The organism is Acidovorax sp. 62, assembly GCF_002754495.1.
Classification (GTDB): Bacteria; Pseudomonadota; Gammaproteobacteria; order Burkholderiales; family Burkholderiaceae_C; genus Acidovorax.
Genome location: NZ_PEFJ01000001.1, coordinates 3,963,667 through 3,980,096 on the forward strand (window position 1 = coordinate 3,963,667; position 16,430 = coordinate 3,980,096).

Genomic DNA, 16,430 nt, shown 5'->3' on the forward strand with positions numbered 1-16,430 from the left:
AGCAGGCACCGCAATCACTATCAAAAGAGGAGCTGCCAGCGCTTGCTGATAGACCACTTTCGGCACAAAACCCTTCAAAAACCCCGCCCAAAGTGCGCCAGGCGCTACAGTTTTTGTTGGCCCATGGCTGGCTCGAATCTGCGACCAAACCCAAGCTGTTCAGCCTGATTGCAGCGCAAACGACACTGCTTGATGCGCTGCTGGAGCCGCTGGACTTGCGCGTGGTGGTGGACGACGTGCGCGGCCTGGCCTTTTTGGCCGTGGTGCCCGACTATGCGGGCGACGACACCGATGAGAGCGAGCAGGACGACTGGACGCACCCGCTGATGAAGCGCCAGCGGCTGACGCTGGAGCAGTCGTTGCTGCTGGCCTTGTTGCGGCGCGAGTTCTTGCAGCGCGAACAGGAAAGCGGCGTTGGCGCGGTGGTGCGCGTGACCGTGGACAGCTTGCTGCCGCAGCTAGAAACCTACCTCGGGGCCACGGGCAGCGACATGCAAGAGCGCAAGCGCCTGGGCCAGTTGCTGGAGAACCTGCGCACGCACGGCATGGTGACGGAGGTAGATGCGCAAGACTGCATCACCATCCGCCCCATGATCGTACACCTGCTCAACCCCGAGAACCTGCAAACGCTGCTGCTGCGCCTGCGTGAGGTGGCGGAACAAGGCGGTGCAGCCAAGCCAGAGGACACGCCATGAGCGCCGATGCCTCCTTCATCCTGCAAGAGCTGCACCTGTACAACTGGGGCGCGTTTGCGGGCCGCCACCAAGTCGCCATCGACCCCGGCAACAGCGCGATCATCGGCCCCACGGGCAGCGGCAAGACCACGCTGGTCGATGCGCTGATGACGCTGCTGTGCGCCAGCCCACGCTACAACCTGGCATCGACTGGCGGGCACGAGAGCGACCGCGATTTGGTGAGCTATGTGCGCGGTGCCAGCGGCCAGGGCAACGACAGCGGCGACCACATTGCACGCGCCGGGCGCTGCACCACGGGCGTGGCTGCGCGGCTGGTGCGCGGGGGCACAGCGGGACCGGAAACCGTCTGGCTGGGGGCGCTGCTGTGGTTTGACGGTAGCAGCCAGTCGGCCGCCGATATGCAAAAGCGCTGGTTCTTTGCGCAGGGGCCGGAGCACAGCCTGGACCTGTGGCTGGAAGAGCAGCACAGCGGCGGTGCCAAGGCACTGACGCGCCTGACCAAGGACAGCGACGGCCTGCAGATGTTCGTCAACAACAAAACGGCGTACCTGGCCAAGCTGCACAGCTTTTTTGAGGTGGGGCCCAACGCCTTCACGCTGCTCAACCGTGCGGCGGGCCTCAAGCAGCTCAACAGCATTGACGAGATTTTTCGGGAGCTGGTGCTGGACGATCACTCGGCCTTTGACGATGCGCAGAAGGTGGTCGATGGGTTTGCCGAGCTGGCCTCCATCCACGCCGATCTGGAGCTGGCGAACGCGCAGTATGTGTCGCTGCTGCCCCTGCGCGACTTGGCCGCACGCGAGCAGCAGCAGGCCCAGCATCTAGCGAACCTGCAGGCGCTGCAGCAGCAACTTCCCCACTGGTTTGCAGAGCAAGGCGCGCAATGGTGGGGTCAGCGCGTGGCGCAGTTGCAAGCGCAGATTGCGGCGCGGGGTGCGGCATTGCAGTCAGCCCAAGAGCAGGTCGACACCGCACGCAAGCACGAGCAGGACTTGCACGGCTTGTACCTGCAAGCGGGTGGTGCCAGCATCGAATCGCTGCAAGAGAACATCCAGCATGCACGCAAGGAGCTGGCGCGCATAGAGGCCCAACTGGCGCAATACCAAACGCTGGTGCGCAACCTGGGGCTGGGAGAGCATGCGGGTGCCGAAGAGTTGGGCCACCACCAGGCCCAAGCCAAGGCGGCGATGGAGCAGATGGACGCACGCCAGGCCGAGCTGCAGGCCAGCGCTGAAGACGCCATTGCCCAAGCCCACAACGCCCACAAGCACCTGACCGAGACCCAGACCGAATACGACGCCGTGCGCCAGCGCCCCGGCTCGAACCTGCCGATGGAGTTTCAGCGCTTTCGCACGGAGCTGACTGACCACCTGGGCTTGCCAGAAAGCGACTTGCCCTTTGCTGCCGAGCTGGTCGAAGTGCGCAAAGCCGAGCAGGCGTGGCGCGGTGCCATTGAGCGTGCGCTGGGCAGCCACCGCCTGCGCATCTTGGTGCCCCAGGCGGCCATGCACACCGCGCTGCAATGGGTGAACCAGCGGCACAACCGGCTGCATGTGCGCCTGCTGGAAGTACGTGATACCACGCCCGCAACGTTCCTTGCCGATGGCTTTGCGCGCAAGCTCAACCTGAAGCCCGCCGCCCCCGCCGCGCACCTGAACACGCTGCGCCAATTGCTGCACGGCCTGGACCGCCACTGCGTGCCCGATGTACAAACCCTGGAGCGCACGCCCCACGCCATGACGGTGCAGGGGCTGATGTCCAGCCAGTCCGGCCACTTCGACAAGCAGGACCAAAAGCGGCTGGACCAAGACTGGATGACGGGGTTTGACAACCGCGACCGGCTGGCGCATTTGCTACAACAAAAGGAGCAGCTAGCGCTTGAATATCAAGCGCTGGAGGCCGAAAAGACCAAAATACTGGCCGCCCAACGCCAGGCGCAAGAGCAGCGCCAGCTGTGGATGGCACTGCAAGCGCTGCGCCGTGAAGAACTGGACACCACGGCCGCCGATGCACAGTTGCAGCACAAAACGCAGCAACTGCAGGCGCTGCTGCACCCCGAATCAGACACCGCACTGGCCCGCAAGCGCTGGGACGAAGCGCAAGAGCAAACCAGCGCTGTCGAGGGCCAACTGCGCGATATGCAAACGGCGCAGACGCAGGACGACACCTTGCGGGCCGCTGCGCAAAAGAAGCACAGCGCTTACCTGGCACGCAGCGCAGGCGCGGCAGTGATCGACGCGGACTTTGCGGCAAGGCTGGCCAGCGCCGGGCACCGCCTGCCCCCGCTCGATGGCGACAACCTCGAAGCCCAAGAGCGCGACGCAGGCACTGCCGTGCAAGCCAAAGCCGCTGAGGCCAGCAAAAAGCTGAACACCCTGCACACCGACATCGTGCGCCAGATGGGCAAGGCCAAGGCCGAAGACCGGGGAGCGCTGGCCGACCATGCGCAAGAGGTGGACGCGCTGCCCCACTACCTGCAGCGCCTGCAGGTGCTGGAGGAAGAGGCCCTGCCGCACAAGCGCCAGCGGTTTCAGGAATACCTCAACAACACCTCGCAGCAGGGCGTGGACACCTTGCTCAACGGCATCGCCGCACAGGTGGCCGACATTGAAGAGCGCATGGCCCAGCTCAACGACACACTCAAGCGCGTGGACTTTCAGCCCGGCCGCTACCTGCAGCTGGAGCCCCGCGCCGTCGTGCACCAAAGCCTGCAAGAACTGAACCGCGCGCAGGCCCAGTTGCGCACCGAGAGCCTGCGCGACGATGGCGGCCAAAGCCACTACCGTGCGCTGCGCGCCATCGTGGAAATGCTGCAAACCCATGCCAGCAACCGCCGCAACAAGGCCGCGCAAGCACTGCTGGACGCCCGCTACCGCCTGCAATTTGCCGTGCTGGTGCTCGACCGCAGCAGCGGCCAGATGCTGGAGCGGCGCACCGGCTCGCAAGGCGGCAGCGGGGGCGAAAAAGAGATCATCGCCAGCTACGTGCTCACCGCATCGCTGAGCTACGCGCTGTGCCCCGATGGCGCCAGCCGCCCGGTGTTTGGCACCATCGTGCTGGACGAAGCCTTCTCCAAAAGCTCGCAGGCCGTGGCCGCGCGCATCATCCAGGCGCTGCGCGAGTTTGGCCTGCACGCGCTGTTCGTCACCCCCAACAAGGAAGTGCGCCTGCTGCGCAACCACACGCGCAGCGCCGTGGTGGTGCACCGGCGCGGCGCACAGGCCACGCTGGCATCGCTGCGCTGGGAGGAGATTGATGCATTCAGAAAAGCACCCCTTGAGTCGCCTGCGGCGCCCGTTTCAACGGGGGCGGGCGATGCGCAGGACGATGCACCACCCGCATGAAGTCTCCCCAAGCCCTGGCGGCCAAACTGGCCCAGCAATGGAACAGCGCCGACTGGCGTGAGCGGCAGCTTTTAGGCGGTGGCGCGGCATGGCCCCTGACGCTTTCCATCGGCCAGCCCGACGCCGCCGTTTTCATGGGTGACGCCGCCGCGCTGCGCAGCCATTTGCAACAGTGGCGTGCAGTGGAGCAGCACGGCCTGGGCAGCGTGCAATGGCAAGAGCGTCGCTACCGCGGCAGCAGCGACGCCATCGCCGTGCCCACACACTGGCAGCTGGCCAAGCCCTCGCAATGTGTAGCGGCCCTCAGCCACTTCAAGGTGCCGGGACATGCACAAGTCAAAAGCGACTACGCCCGGCTCGGCACCCTCATCGCGGGGGTAGAGCGCCCCAGCTTTCAGCGCCTGTTGGTGCGCCGCCTGGTGCAGTGGCGCGACACGCCCACAGAGGCCGTCATCGCCGCCGCAGGCATGGCGCTGCAACTGGAGCCCGGCTGCGCCCAAGGCAAACCCCTGCGCGCACTGGCCGTTCAGGGCAACGACAGCAAATTCTTCGAGCGCCACGCCAGCTTACTCACCGCCCTGCTGGACGAGCGCTTTGACGGCGAGGCCAGCCGCCAGGGGCTGGTGGGCTTTTTGGGCGCGCTGCCGGAGGACGACCACTGGCTGCTCATCGCCCCGCTGGCCCCGGGCCTGCTGCCCTTTGCCCGACAGCGCGTGCGCGCCAGCGAGCTGCTGACCACGCCGCTGCCCGCTGGCCGCATCCTGCTGGTGGAAAACGAGCGCAGCCTGCACCAATTGCCGCAGCCCGTGGCAGACACCATTGCCGTGCTGGGCGCGGGGCTGAACCTGGGCTGGCTGGCCGCGCCATGGTTGCAAGAGCGCACCGTGGCCTATTGGGGCGACCTGGACACCTGGGGTTTGCACATGCTGGCCATGGCCTGCAGCCATGTGCCGCACCTGCGGCCACTGCTGATGGACGCAGCCACCTTCAGCGCCCACCAGAATCTGGCCGTGACTGAGCCCGTGCACGCACCCGAGCCCATCCCCGGCGCCCTCCCTCCCCCACAGGCCACGCTGACCGCGCACCTGCGCACGCAGGACAAAGGGCGGCTGGAGCAGGAATTTTTGCCCACAGACGCGGTGCACCACGCAGTGCAGGCCTGGGTGGATGGAGGTGATTGAGAGCGGCTCACAAAACTCCACTGGCGTTAGTGTCCCGCCTTGTCGTACTCCTTGTGCTGCCTGCGGCGGAACGCCTAGCCAGGGTCGCTTCGCTGAGTTTTGTGAGCCAACTCTGAGTCGCCCTCTTTGAACTGGAAATATCCGTTCGGGCTGAGCTTGTCGAAGCCCTGCGCCGCGCTTCGACAAGCTCAGCGTGAACGGTTCAATGGGTTCATGCCCGTCCCAGGCACAATCTCACCCCCATGCGCTCCCCCATCTCCATCGTCGACGTTGACCGCCTAGACACCTGGTCCCGCTACCGCGCGGGCCTGTGCGAGACCTGTGCGGCCAACTGCTGCACCATGCCGCTGGAGGTGCAACTATCGGACCTTGTTCGGCTGGGGCTGGTGGATGCATTTGAGGCCGAGCATGAGGAGCCCCGGCACATTGCCAAGCGGCTGCAGAAGGCGCGGCTGATTGACCACTTCAACCACAAGAACGTGGTGTTCACCATGGCGCGGCGGGGCAGTGGGGACTGCAACTTTCTCGACCCCAAAACCCGCCTGTGCACGGTGTACGACCAGCGGCCCGAGACCTGCCGCCTGCACCCGCAAAAGAAGAGCCCCAAGCCGGGGTATTGCGCCTACGGGCGCCAGGGCGGTTGACGGCGCTGCGCCGGGGCGGGAACATGGCTGCTGGCGGTGCTGCCCCCATCGCCGCTGGCGCCGATGAAGGGGGCCTTGGCCCCCCGGTGGCAGATGCCCCAATGCCGCCCCACCCGCACGGCGGCGCCACGCCGTTGATAAGGTTCTTTGCACCCCATGCCTGCCAAAGCCCTGCCCGCCATTGACCCCGCCCGCTGCACGGGCTGCGGCTGGTGCGTGGCGGTGTGCGCGCCACATGTGCTGTCGCTGCAAGTGCAGGCGCAGGGCACGGGGGCTGAGCCCAAAGCCTGGGGCCCCAAGCGCTCTCACCTCGACGATGCGGCGGGCTGCACGGGCTGTGCACTGTGCGCCGTGCGCTGCCCGTTTGATGCGATTGCAATGGTGCGCACCGGGCGGCCTGCGGTGCCTTATCTTTGAATAGAAATGGCCAAATGGTCGCTCGCGCTTATCTAACAAGCGCTGGCAGCTACAGATAACGTAGCAACGCTTTCTGCAATGGGAAGAGAAAGCGATGCATGGCCAGACAGCCCGCGCAGTGCGCGTTGGCCACGCGCCGGGCTGTGCGCTACACTGCACCGGTCATGTCATTCACTCCATCCTCCGTCATCGCACCTGCCGCAGCCTTTGCGTGCATGGGCATGATGCTGCCTGCGTTTACGCGGGCGATGGGTGCACGAATGATGATCACCATTACCACCGCGGCCACCTGAGCGCAGCGCAGGTGGCCGTTTCGGCAGCCACCTGGTGATCGCTCTCTCTTCTCTTCCAAGACGAATGCACGAAACCCAGCTCTGGCAGCTGGGTTTTTTTGTTTGTTCGTTTGATGTTTGGAGAAGCCGATGTACCGCGATCCTGTCCAGAGTCTTGAGCCCCAGTCCAGCCCCGCCGTTGCGGTGGCCACACGCCCACTGCGCGTGGGCATGATCGGGATTGGCACCGTGGGGGCTGGCACCTTCAGGGTGCTGGCGCGCAACCAGGCCGAGATTGCGGGCCGCGCCGGGCGGGGCATCAAGCTGGTGATGGTGTGCGCGCGCAGCCTGGCGCGGGCGATGAGCGTGGTGGGCACCGATGTGGCGCTGACCAACGACCCGATGCAGGTCGCCACCCACCCCGATGTGGATGTGCTGGTGGAGGCCGCAGGCGGCACCGGCCCGGCGCGGGAATGGGTGCTGGCCGCCATCCGTGCGGGCAAGCATGTGGTCACGGCCAACAAAGCGCTGCTGGCCGTGCATGGCAACGAGATCTTTGCCGCCGCGCGCCAGCACGGTGTGGCCGTGGCGTACGAGGGTGCGGTGGCTGTGAGCATCCCCATCGTCAAAGCGCTGCGCGAGGGGCTGACGGCCAACCGCATCGAGTGGGTGGCGGGCATCATCAACGGCACCACGAATTTCATCCTGAGCAAGATGCGCGATGAGGGGCTGGGCTTTGCCGAGGCGCTATCGCAAGCGCAGGCGCTGGGCTATGCCGAGGCGGACCCGACGTTTGACATCGAGGGCATCGATGCGGCCCACAAGATCACGCTGCTGGCGGCCAATGCGTTTGGCATGCCCGTGCGCTTTGCCGATGCGCAGGTGGAGGGCATCACCCGCCTGCAGGGGCTGGACGTGGCCTGTGCTGAGCAGCTGGGCTATCGCATCAAGCTGCTGGGCGTAGCCCGGCGGCGCAAAGACGCGGCAGCGGGTGCGGAGGTGGATGGTGTGGAGCTGCGCGTGCAGCCTGCCCTGGTGCCCGCCACGCATTTGCTGGCGCATGTGAACGGCTCGATGAACGCGGTGATGGTCAAGGGCGATGCGGCGGGGGTGACGATGTTCTACGGCGCGGGGGCCGGGTCTGAACAAACCGCATCGGCAGTGATTGCCGACCTGGTGGACGTGGCGCGCCTGGAGGGCACCCGGGCACCGCAGCGTGTGCCGCACCTGGGCTTTCATCCCCAGGCGATGAACGAGCAACTGGCCGTGCTGCCCCGCGCTGCCGTGCACACCCGCCACTACCTGCGCGTGCCGGTGCACACCGCCCAGCAGGTGGAGGCCGTGGGCGCCTGGCTGGCGGCGCAGCAGGTGCCCGTGCAGCGTGTGGAGCTGGCCTGCGAGAAGGCACTGCCCGCAGGCAGCGGGCCCCAGGTGCTGGTGCTGACCGACGCCGCAACCCAAGCCACGGTGGACCTGGCCGTGCACGCGCTGGCGGACCACCCGGCCGTGGCCGGGCCGGTGGTGACGCTGCGGGTGGAAGTACTGGAAGGGTGATGGCCCTGGGGGTTGCGGGGCGCTGCTTGGCGCCCCATCCCTCGTCGCCCCAAGCCTGTTGAAGCGCAGCCCACACGGCGCATCCAGGCATGGGCAAGCCCCGCCTGGGTGAAGAGGCGCGGCTGAAACTTTGAATCAAATATGACCCTAGCGCTTGATTGACAAGCGCTAGCAGCTATATATTTAATAGCAATTTGCGGCGATGGGCTCTGCGCCTCACCCCATCAGCCGCCCCAGCACCAGCGCCGCCATGTCCTCGGCCGCTGGGGTGCCTTCGGCCAGCAGGCCTTGCACCACGCCCGCGCGGTCTTCGTCGGTGCGGTTCTGGCTCACCTTCCACAGGCCTTCCCAGCGTTGCACCTCCAGCTCGATGCCGACGATGGCGCGCAGCAGCTTGTCGATATAGTCGGGCGGGGCATCGTCGATGCGCCATGGGTGGGGACGGTGGGCTTCGTGCTGCTCGCTCAGGGTGTGCAGCAGGGCGCGCAGGCGGGCGGGGTCGTCCACCGCCGTGAGCGCGCCATGGGCGTGCACGGCGGCGTAGTTCCAGGTGGGCACCTGCTTGCCATCCACCGCTTTGGACGGGTACCACGACGGCGAGATGTACGCCTGCGGCCCGTGGAAGATGGCCACGGCCTGCTGCGGCAGCAGCGGCCACAAGCCATTGGCCCGCGCCACATGGCCCACCAGCGTGCCATGCGGGCCACGGGTGGGGTCCAGAAACAAAGGCACGTGGTTGGCGTGCAGGGCCCCGGCATGCGCCATCACCAACGTGGCCAAGGGTTGCGCGCGCACCAGCGCGTGCAGGGTGGGGGCATCGGTCACGTGAAACTGGCGGTTCGCGTTCGCCATGTCAGGCTCCTTGCCTTGCAGTGGCTTCCACTTCCAGCACCGGCGCACAGTCGATCTGCGTCTTGACCGAGTTGGCCAAAAAGCAGGCCGCATGCGCCTGGTGGTGCAAGTCGGCCAGCACGGCGGCGGTGGGCGCATGGGCAGCGTCAAACACCGTGACAGGGTGCAATTGCACGTGGCTCACCACCAGGCGGCCTTCGGCATCTTTGGCCATGGTGCCTGCGGCGGCGTCGGTGTAGCGGTTCACGCGCCAGCCCGCGCGGCTGGCAATGTCCAAGAACCACAGCATGTGGCAGCTGGCCAGGGCTGCGATGTAGGCCTCTTCGGGGTCCACCGCTGCAGCATCCGAGTAGGGCAGGGGCACCACATGCGGCGACGACGACGCCGCTACGGTGGCACCGCCATCAAACTGCCACTGGTGGCTGCGGTGGTAGCGCTTGTCCAGAAAGTCATCGGTGCCACGGGTCCAGACGACGGTGGCGGTGTGCGGTGCGGCCATGGGTGAAGTTCCAGCGAGGGTTTTTACAATGGTTCTTCAGTTTAGGCGCCATAGCGCATTCACAAGGAGCCAATTCGTGTCCATTGCCAGAGCCAATCCACCCAGCGCAACGCCTTCGTCGGCCACCTTGCGCCAGCAGGTGTATGCGCAGTTGCGCAGCGCCATTGAGCAGGGCCGCTGGCCTGCGGGCATGCGGCTGCCTCCTTCGCGTGCGCATGCGGGGCTGCTGGGGGTGTCGCGCAACACGGTGCTGTGGGCCGTGCAGCGCCTGCTGGCCGAGGGCTATGTCGAAGCCCGCGTGGGCGATGGCACCTATGTGGCGCAGGCCCTGGCCAAGCACGGTGCCGGTGCGCCTTCCAGTGCACCACTGCATGCACCGGCGTTGGTGGCGCCCCCCCGGGGCCTGTCGCGGCGCGGGCAGCTGGTGGCCGACACGGCGGCACGCTGGCGCCCGCCGCTGGTGGCAGCCAGGGCGTTTCGCATTGGTGCGCCCGAGGTAGCGAGCTTTCCGTTTGCCGTGTGGGACCGCCTGGCGCGCCAGGCCAGCCAGGCCCAGCGCGCCGCCCGCGCCCACTACCTGGACCCGGCAGGCGACCCCGACCTGCGCCAGGCCGTGGCGCAGTGGCTGTGGGCGTCGCGCGGCATCCGCTGCGATGCGGCGCAGGTGGTGGTGTGCTCGGGCTCACAGCAGGGCATTGATTTGATTGCGCGCCTGCTGCTGGACGTGGGCGACGAGGTGCTGGTGGAAGACCCTGGCTACCCCGGCATCCGCGCCAGCCTGCTGGGCCACGGCGCCCTGGCACGGCCCGTGCCGCTGGATACCAGCGGCCTGTGCATTGCCCAGGGCGCTGCGCAGTGGCCCGCTGCGCGCATGGCGGTGGTGACGCCCACGCACCAGTTCCCGACTGGTGTGCGCATGGATTTGCCGCGCCGCCAGGCCCTGTTGCAATGGGCGCGCGAGCACGATGCCTGGGTGGTGGAAGACGACTACGACGGCGAGTTCCAGTACGGCAACGCCGCCCAGCGCGTGCCTGCGCTGTGCAGCCTGCCGGGGTCGGCGCGGGTGCTGTACGTGGGCACGTTTTCTAAAACCCTGCACCCGGGCCTGCGCCTGGGCTTTGTGGTGGTGCCGCCCGCGCTGGTCGAGGCGTTTGCCATGGCCCGCGCCATCACCGACCGGCACGCGCCGGGCGACACGCAGGCCGTGCTGGCCCGCTTCATTGCCGAAGGGCACCTGCTGCGCCACCTGCGCCGCATGCGCGAGCTGTACCTGCACCGCCAGCAGCTGCTGATTGACACCCTGGCCGAAGCCAGCGGCGGCCACTGGCAACTGCCCCCATGCGACCGGGGCATGCACCTGCTGCACGAAGCGCCCACAGGCAGCGATGACGAGCCCCTGGCCCGCAGCGCCCAGGCTGCGGGCGTGATGCTGGCCCCGCTCTCGCGCTACGCCCTCAACTCGCCCCGGCGCGGCTGGCTGCTGGGCTACGCGGGCTATGGGGACGAAGAAATCCGCACGGCGGCGCGTGTGGTGGGCGCGCTGGCAGGGCGGTAGTCTCAGCGCCTGTTCAAAAGACGCCTGCAAAACCACCCAGCCGGATACGCGCTTTGATGAGCCCCTAGACTCCAGACGCCGGGGCCACCAGCGCTGGGGCCTGCGCTGCGCTGGGCTGCGTGGCCTGCACGCTGCGCCACCAGTGGCGCGACAAGGCCGGTTGGCGCAGGTCAATGCGCTCGCCCATCACCGGCGCCACCAGGGGCACTTGGGCGGTTTCGGCCAGGGCGGTGATGCGCTCGAAGGGCTCGGTCCAGGGGTGCAGCGACAGGTCGAACGTGCCGTTGTGGATGGGCATGAGGTAGCGGCCCTTCAGGTCCAGGTGGGCCTGCAGGCTTTCTTCGGGCTGCATGTGCACGTCGGGCCAGTCCTTGTTGTAGGCCCCGGTTTCCACCATCGTCAAATCAAACGGGCCAAAGCGCTCGCCAATGGCTTTGAAGCCGTCGAAGTAACCGGAGTCGCCGCTGAAAAACACGCGCAAGCCGTTGGAAGCGGATTCGCCCCCATCGCCCGACCCCACCACGCGCAGCACCCACGATGCCCACAGCGTGCGGTCGCTGTCCGTCAGGCCACGGCCTGAGAAGTGCTGGGCGGGTGTGGCCGTCAGCTCCAGCGCGCCCACGGTGGTGCTCTGCCACCAATCGAGCTGCTGCACCTTGGCCGCAGGCACGCCCCAGTCGATGAGCCGGTCGCCCACGCCCAGTGGGGTGATGAAGTTCGCGACCTTGGGTGCCAGCTTCTGGATGGCGCTGTAGTCCAGGTGGTCGTAATGGTCGTGCGACAGCACCACGCCTTCGATGGGGGGCAGCTCGTCAATGCTGATGGGCGGGGCGTGAAAGCGCTTGGGGCCCATGAACTGGAAAGGCGAGGCGCGCTCGGAAAACACCGGGTCCGTCAGCCAGAACTGCCCGCCCACCTTCAGCAGCATGGTGGAGTGCCCCAGGCGCCACAGGCTGCCATCGGGCGCAGCCAGCAGGTCGGTGCGCAGCACCGGGTGCACGGGGATGGGGGCCCGGGGCACGGTGTCGGCGTCTTTGCCCGTCGCAAAGTTCCACAGCACCTTGGCTGTCTTGGCGGCCCCCAGCGACTGGCGCGGCTTGGCATTGCGGTACTTGCCGCCCTCTTGCAGCGCGTTTTCGGTGTGCGTGGTGGCAGGGAAGGTGGTGCAGGACGACGTGACAACGGCCATGGCAAGGGCTCCGATCAAGACTGTGGCAATGGTCCAGACCCGGGAAAGACGGCGGGGCATGGGCAAATTCCGGTGGTTTTACAAATGTGCACTGCACAGTGTAGTTTAGTTTTAAGAAAAGTAAACTGCACGGTGTAAAATTTCCCCCATGAGTGCCCAGCCTTCCCCCACCCGCCTGACGGACCGCAAGCGCGATGCCATCGTGCAAGCCGCCATTGAGGAGTTTCGCCAGCACGGCTTCAACGGCACCAGCATGGACCGCGTGGCCGCAGCGGCCGAGGTCTCCAAACGCACGGTGTACAACCACTTCCCCAGCAAGGAAGACCTGTTCGAGGCCATCCTGATGCTGATGTGGGAGCGCAGCCGCTCGCCCGAGGAGCTGGTCTACAACCCCCACCAGCCGCTGCGGGGCCAGCTGCTGGAGCTGCTGGGCCACAAGATGCGCCTGCTGGACGACGCCAGCTTCATTGACCTCAGCCGCGTGGCCATGGCCGACATGATGCACACGCCCGAGCGCGCACGCGCCATCGCCACCAAGCTCTCGGCCAAAGAGGAAGGCCTGCCGCGCTGGCTGCGCGCCGCCCAGCAAGACGGGCGCCTGCGCCCCGGTATGGATGTGGCCTACGCCGCCAACTTGCTGCAGGGCATGATCAAGGCCTTTGCCTTCTGGCCCCAGCTGGCCATGGGCCAGCCGCCCCTCACACCCGCACAGCAGGCGCAGGTGATGGGCGACGCGGTGGACATGTTTTTGGGGCTGTATGCCCCACCGGCACCGAACGCCAGGGCCTGAACCACCGCCTGCGGGCCAGCTAGGGATCCTCTGCACGAATCGAGCTGGCCAAGTGTGCGCTGCGGATCGGGATGGGCTGCAAGGCGCAAAGCGCAGCAATAGCAGTAGCTATTGCGAGCATTTGCAACGCGGCAGACCGCCCGAGGCCGCAGATGCACACGGCGCGGTGATTTGTGCAGAGGATCCCTAGAGCAGCTGCCGGGCGGCCTGCATCACCCGCTGAGCAAGGCGCTCCAGTCGCGGCGGCTGCTGCGCCCAGCCATGCCAGTACAGGGCAACCTCTGTCGCGGCTTCGGGCATGACATCCGCCAGCTCACCGCGCTCAATGGCATCTCCGATCTGCAGCTCAGGCACCATCCCGTAGCCCAGCCCTAACCGGATCGCCGCAATAAAAGCCTCGGATGCAGGCACGTAGTGGCTCACATAGGCGTTACCCTGCAGACCAAACGCATTGAGCAACGCATTGGCGTGCAGCGAGTCCTTGCGATTGAACACCACAGCGGGTGCCCGGCGCGCCGAGGTCCGCGTGATCCCACGTGGGCCGAACCACTGCGCGGCAAACGCGGGTGTGGCCACCAGCCGGTAGCGCATGCGCCCCAATGGCTCGGCCATGCACCCACGCATGGCATGCGGCTGGGCCGATACGCAGGCATGGGCCACCCCCGTCTCCAGCAGCGCATGCGTGTGCTCTTGGTCATCCACCAAAAGCTCGATGGCAATGCGCTCACGCTGCACCACAGCCGACAGCGTCGGCAGCAACCAGGTAGCGAGCGAGTCAGCGTTGACCGCAAGTGTGATGGGGAAAAACGCATCTCCGCCCCCCTCACTGCCCATGATCCCCGCCAGCAGGTCATGTTCCATCACACGGGCGCGTTGCAGGTGCTGCAAAAGCTGCCGCCCCACATGGGTGGCACGGCTGGGCCGACCGCGCACGATCAGTGGCTGGCCAAGCCGCTCCTCCAGACCCCGCACGCGCAAAGACACGGCCGAAGGCGTGATGTGCAGCGCCACCGCAGCCTGCTCAAAACTGCCCGACTCCACCACGGCCAGGAATGCCTCACATTGTTTGGAATCGAGTGCCATAGACCTTTAGCGTCCAAAGTTAAGAAATTCTCAGCCAAGCCGAGATTTTCCAAACTTTGGTGAACATTGGCGGCGCGGCCTCCACAATTTGAGGATCTTCTTGGATCTTCTGGTTCACCCACTTATGACCGCCACACCCGCCAACGCTTCTCCTTCGGCCAGCGCCCGCAACATCACGCTCCAAGCCCTGCCTTCGCTCTATGCCATTGCCCGCCTCGCGCCCCAAGAGGCCATACCGCCATGGGCCGATGGTGAAGGGTTCGTTTCCATCTCCCGCAGCAGCGAGGAGCTGTCCATCACCTGCCTTCAGGCGCGTGTCCCCGACAGCGTGCAGGCTGACCGGGACTGGGTGGCATTCCGCTTTGTAGGCCCTTTCGCCTTTGGCGAAACAGGCATCGTTCTGTCGGTGATCCGCCCACTGTCGGAGAACGGCATCGGCATCTTCATCGTCTCCACTTTCGACGGGGACCACCTGCTGGTGTCCAGGACGGACAGCGAGCGCGCCTGCGCGCTGCTGGCCGCCGCAGGCCACACAGTGCTGCCAGCGGTTGGCTGAACGTCCGCGCACTGGGGCGGTCCGCCGTGCACCCTATTTGGCGGTTGGGCCACGATGGCTTGTGGCGCAGCAGCCCAGCATGGCACCCCGCCCATCACCACAGTCTTGCGGTCATGGGATGATGGTCGCCCCCCAAGCCCCTGCGGCAGACGCAGGAACACTTCGACCCATTCCACCTTCGCCACGCCCAGTCATGCCCACGTCCCCTTACCTCGATAGCGCCCCCGTTCTCGGCACGGGTGTTTTCATCCACGCCAGTGCGCAAGTGATTGGCGATGTGCAACTGGGCGACGACAGCTCGGTGTGGTGCAACGCCGTGCTGCGCGGCGATGTGAACCGCATCACCGTGGGCCGCTGCAGCAACGTGCAAGACCTGACCATGGGCCATGTCTCGCACCGCAATGCCAGCAAACCCGAAGGATCGCCACTGGTGATTGGCGACTACGTCACCGTGGGCCACTCGGTCATCCTGCACGGCTGCCGCATTGGCAACGAATGCCTCATCGGCATGGGCTCCATCGTGATGGACGACGCCGTGATCGAAAACCGCGTGATGCTGGGCGCTGGCAGCCTGGTCTCGCCCGGCAAGGTGCTGGAAAGCGGCTACCTCTACATCGGCCGCCCGGCGGTGCGCCAGCGGGCGCTGACCGACGCCGAGATCGCGTACCTCAAGTATTCGGCCGAGCACTATGTGCGGGTGAAGAACAACTACCTGGCCCCACCCAAACCAGCGCCTGTGCACGCCTAGCCTGCAGCAAGGCACCGCCAGCAGTCAGTCGGCGGTCATGCGGGCGCGCGCCGCCACGGCGCGCATCAATGGCAGCTCTTTTTCCAGCAGTGCATCGGCCTGCGCGCTGGTGCCCACCACTGCTTCCACACCTTGCTCAGCCAGTGCCTTGCGCACCCCGGCATCGGCCATGGTCTCCATGAGCGCCTTCTCCAGCTTGGCGTGCACAGGCCGGGGCAGGCCACGCGGCGCCATGATGGTGCCCCAGGACTCCAGCACCACGTCGGCAAAACCGGCTTCGGCAAACGTAGGCACATTGGGCAGGCTGCTCAAGCGCTTGGGCGACGCCACGGCAATGGCTTTGACCTTGCCCGCGCGAATCTGCGGCACTGCCGTCACCACGGTGTCCATGGCCAGCGGCAGTTGCCCGCCAATCAGGTCGGTCAACATAGGGGCACTGCCTTTGTAGGGAACATGCAGGGCTTGCACGCCCATGGCGTACCACGCCATTTCTGCCGCGAAATGGGAACTGGTGCCTGCACCGAACGAGGCATAGGCCAAACCCCCTGGGGTCTTCTTGGCCGCCGCCTGCAGTTGGGCCAAGGTGGAAAACGGGGCCGCTTGCGACGCCAGCAACACCATGCCAGCGCGGCTCAGCAGCCCGATTTGCTCAAAGCTCTTGACCGAATCGAATGGCAAATCCTTGCGCACTGCGGGATTGAGCGTGAGCATGGAGCCCGAGCCAATCAGCAGCGTGTAGCCATCGGGCGCAGAGCGGGCCACATACCCTGCCGCCACCGAAGTACCGCCACCGGGGCGGTTGTCGATCACCACGGGCTGCCCCAGCTTCTCGGCCAGCTTGGGGGCCACAGCGCGCCCGATGGTGTCACTGCTTCCTCCAGGAGGGTAGGGCACCACCAGCGTGATCGGTCGGGTGGGATAGGCCTGCGCCCACGCCACAGCGGGGCCCATCACCGCGCCAGAGCCCAAGACGCCCGCACCCAACATCCACAAGAAAAACCGCACACGCATCACACACCGCCCTATGGCCTGATTGAAGAGCGGCCGATGA

The 16,430-nt window shown here is 66.4% G+C and carries 15 protein-coding genes; 10 read left to right on the forward strand and 5 right to left on the reverse strand.

The annotated features are described in order from the left end of the window. Positions 1-113 precede the first annotated feature (113 nt). From CLU86_RS17700 to CLU86_RS17725, 6 genes are all read left to right on the forward strand, one after another. The gene (locus CLU86_RS17700; protein WP_199175143.1) at positions 114-695 is read left to right on the forward strand and encodes a DUF4194 domain-containing protein; all 582 of its coding nucleotides are present in this window, start codon (positions 114-116) and stop codon (positions 693-695) included. Further along, on the forward strand, positions 692-4,039 hold the full coding sequence (locus tag CLU86_RS17705; RefSeq protein ID WP_099742537.1) for an ATP-binding protein: 3,348 nt from the start codon (positions 692-694) through the stop codon (positions 4,037-4,039). The genes CLU86_RS17700 and CLU86_RS17705 overlap by 4 nt, the downstream gene beginning before the upstream one ends. After that, a complete protein-coding gene (locus tag CLU86_RS17710; protein WP_099742538.1) occupies positions 4,036-5,220 on the forward strand; it encodes a Wadjet anti-phage system protein JetD domain-containing protein in 1,185 nt (394 codons plus the stop codon). Before CLU86_RS17705 ends, CLU86_RS17710 begins: the two co-directional genes overlap by 4 nt. Before the next feature lie 242 nt (positions 5,221-5,462). Beyond that, a complete protein-coding gene (locus CLU86_RS17715; RefSeq protein WP_099742539.1) occupies positions 5,463-5,864 on the forward strand; it encodes a YkgJ family cysteine cluster protein in 402 nt (133 codons plus the stop codon). A 156-nt stretch (positions 5,865-6,020) separates the two neighbouring features. Continuing rightward, a complete protein-coding gene (locus tag CLU86_RS17720; protein WP_099742540.1) occupies positions 6,021-6,281 on the forward strand; it encodes an ATP-binding protein in 261 nt (86 codons plus the stop codon). Positions 6,282-6,703: 422 nt separating this feature from the next. Then, on the forward strand, positions 6,704-8,107 hold the full coding sequence (locus CLU86_RS17725; RefSeq protein WP_099742541.1) for a homoserine dehydrogenase: 1,404 nt from the start codon (positions 6,704-6,706) through the stop codon (positions 8,105-8,107). Positions 8,108-8,323: 216 nt separating this feature from the next. Here the strand turns inward: CLU86_RS17725 and CLU86_RS17730 are convergent, their stop codons facing one another. Both CLU86_RS17730 and CLU86_RS17735 read right to left on the reverse strand, forming a co-directional pair. Continuing rightward, a complete protein-coding gene (locus CLU86_RS17730) occupies positions 8,324-8,959 on the reverse strand; it encodes an FMN-binding negative transcriptional regulator (protein WP_099742542.1) in 636 nt (211 codons plus the stop codon). Between the two features lies 1 nt (position 8,960). Then, complete coding sequence (locus CLU86_RS17735; RefSeq protein ID WP_099742543.1) at positions 8,961-9,458, reverse strand: OsmC family protein; 498 nt, start codon at positions 9,456-9,458, stop codon at positions 8,961-8,963. A gap of 76 nt (positions 9,459-9,534) precedes the next feature. Between CLU86_RS17735 and CLU86_RS17740 the strand changes: the two genes are divergently transcribed. Then, on the forward strand, positions 9,535-11,013 hold the full coding sequence (locus tag CLU86_RS17740) for a PLP-dependent aminotransferase family protein (RefSeq protein ID WP_233195077.1): 1,479 nt from the start codon (positions 9,535-9,537) through the stop codon (positions 11,011-11,013). Positions 11,014-11,077: 64 nt separating this feature from the next. Here the strand turns inward: CLU86_RS17740 and CLU86_RS17745 are convergent, their stop codons facing one another. Further along, complete coding sequence (locus tag CLU86_RS17745) at positions 11,078-12,202, reverse strand: MBL fold metallo-hydrolase (RefSeq protein WP_233195079.1); 1,125 nt, start codon at positions 12,200-12,202, stop codon at positions 11,078-11,080. A 148-nt stretch (positions 12,203-12,350) separates the two neighbouring features. Between CLU86_RS17745 and CLU86_RS17750 the strand changes: the two genes are divergently transcribed. Then, a complete protein-coding gene (locus CLU86_RS17750) occupies positions 12,351-12,992 on the forward strand; it encodes a TetR/AcrR family transcriptional regulator (RefSeq protein WP_099657258.1) in 642 nt (213 codons plus the stop codon). A 186-nt stretch (positions 12,993-13,178) separates the two neighbouring features. On the opposite strand, the gene argP is transcribed toward CLU86_RS17750, so the two are convergent. Further along, entirely contained in the window at positions 13,179-14,075 is an 897-nt protein-coding gene (gene argP / locus CLU86_RS17755; protein WP_099742546.1) for an HTH-type transcriptional regulator ArgP, read from the reverse strand. A gap of 124 nt (positions 14,076-14,199) precedes the next feature. Here argP and CLU86_RS17760 point away from each other — a divergent pair, with 124 nt between their 5' ends. Both CLU86_RS17760 and CLU86_RS17765 read left to right on the forward strand, forming a co-directional pair. Continuing rightward, the gene (locus tag CLU86_RS17760) at positions 14,200-14,631 is read left to right on the forward strand and encodes an ACT domain-containing protein (RefSeq protein ID WP_099742547.1); all 432 of its coding nucleotides are present in this window, start codon (positions 14,200-14,202) and stop codon (positions 14,629-14,631) included. A 193-nt stretch (positions 14,632-14,824) separates the two neighbouring features. Beyond that, positions 14,825-15,379 carry a gamma carbonic anhydrase family protein gene (locus tag CLU86_RS17765; RefSeq protein ID WP_099742548.1) on the forward strand — a complete coding sequence of 185 codons (555 nt, stop codon included), beginning with the start codon at positions 14,825-14,827 and terminating at the stop codon, positions 15,377-15,379. 24 nt (positions 15,380-15,403) lie between these two features. On the opposite strand, the gene CLU86_RS17770 is transcribed toward CLU86_RS17765, so the two are convergent. Beyond that, on the reverse strand, positions 15,404-16,390 hold the full coding sequence (locus CLU86_RS17770) for a tripartite tricarboxylate transporter substrate binding protein (RefSeq protein ID WP_099742549.1): 987 nt from the start codon (positions 16,388-16,390) through the stop codon (positions 15,404-15,406). Positions 16,391-16,430 lie beyond the last annotated feature (40 nt).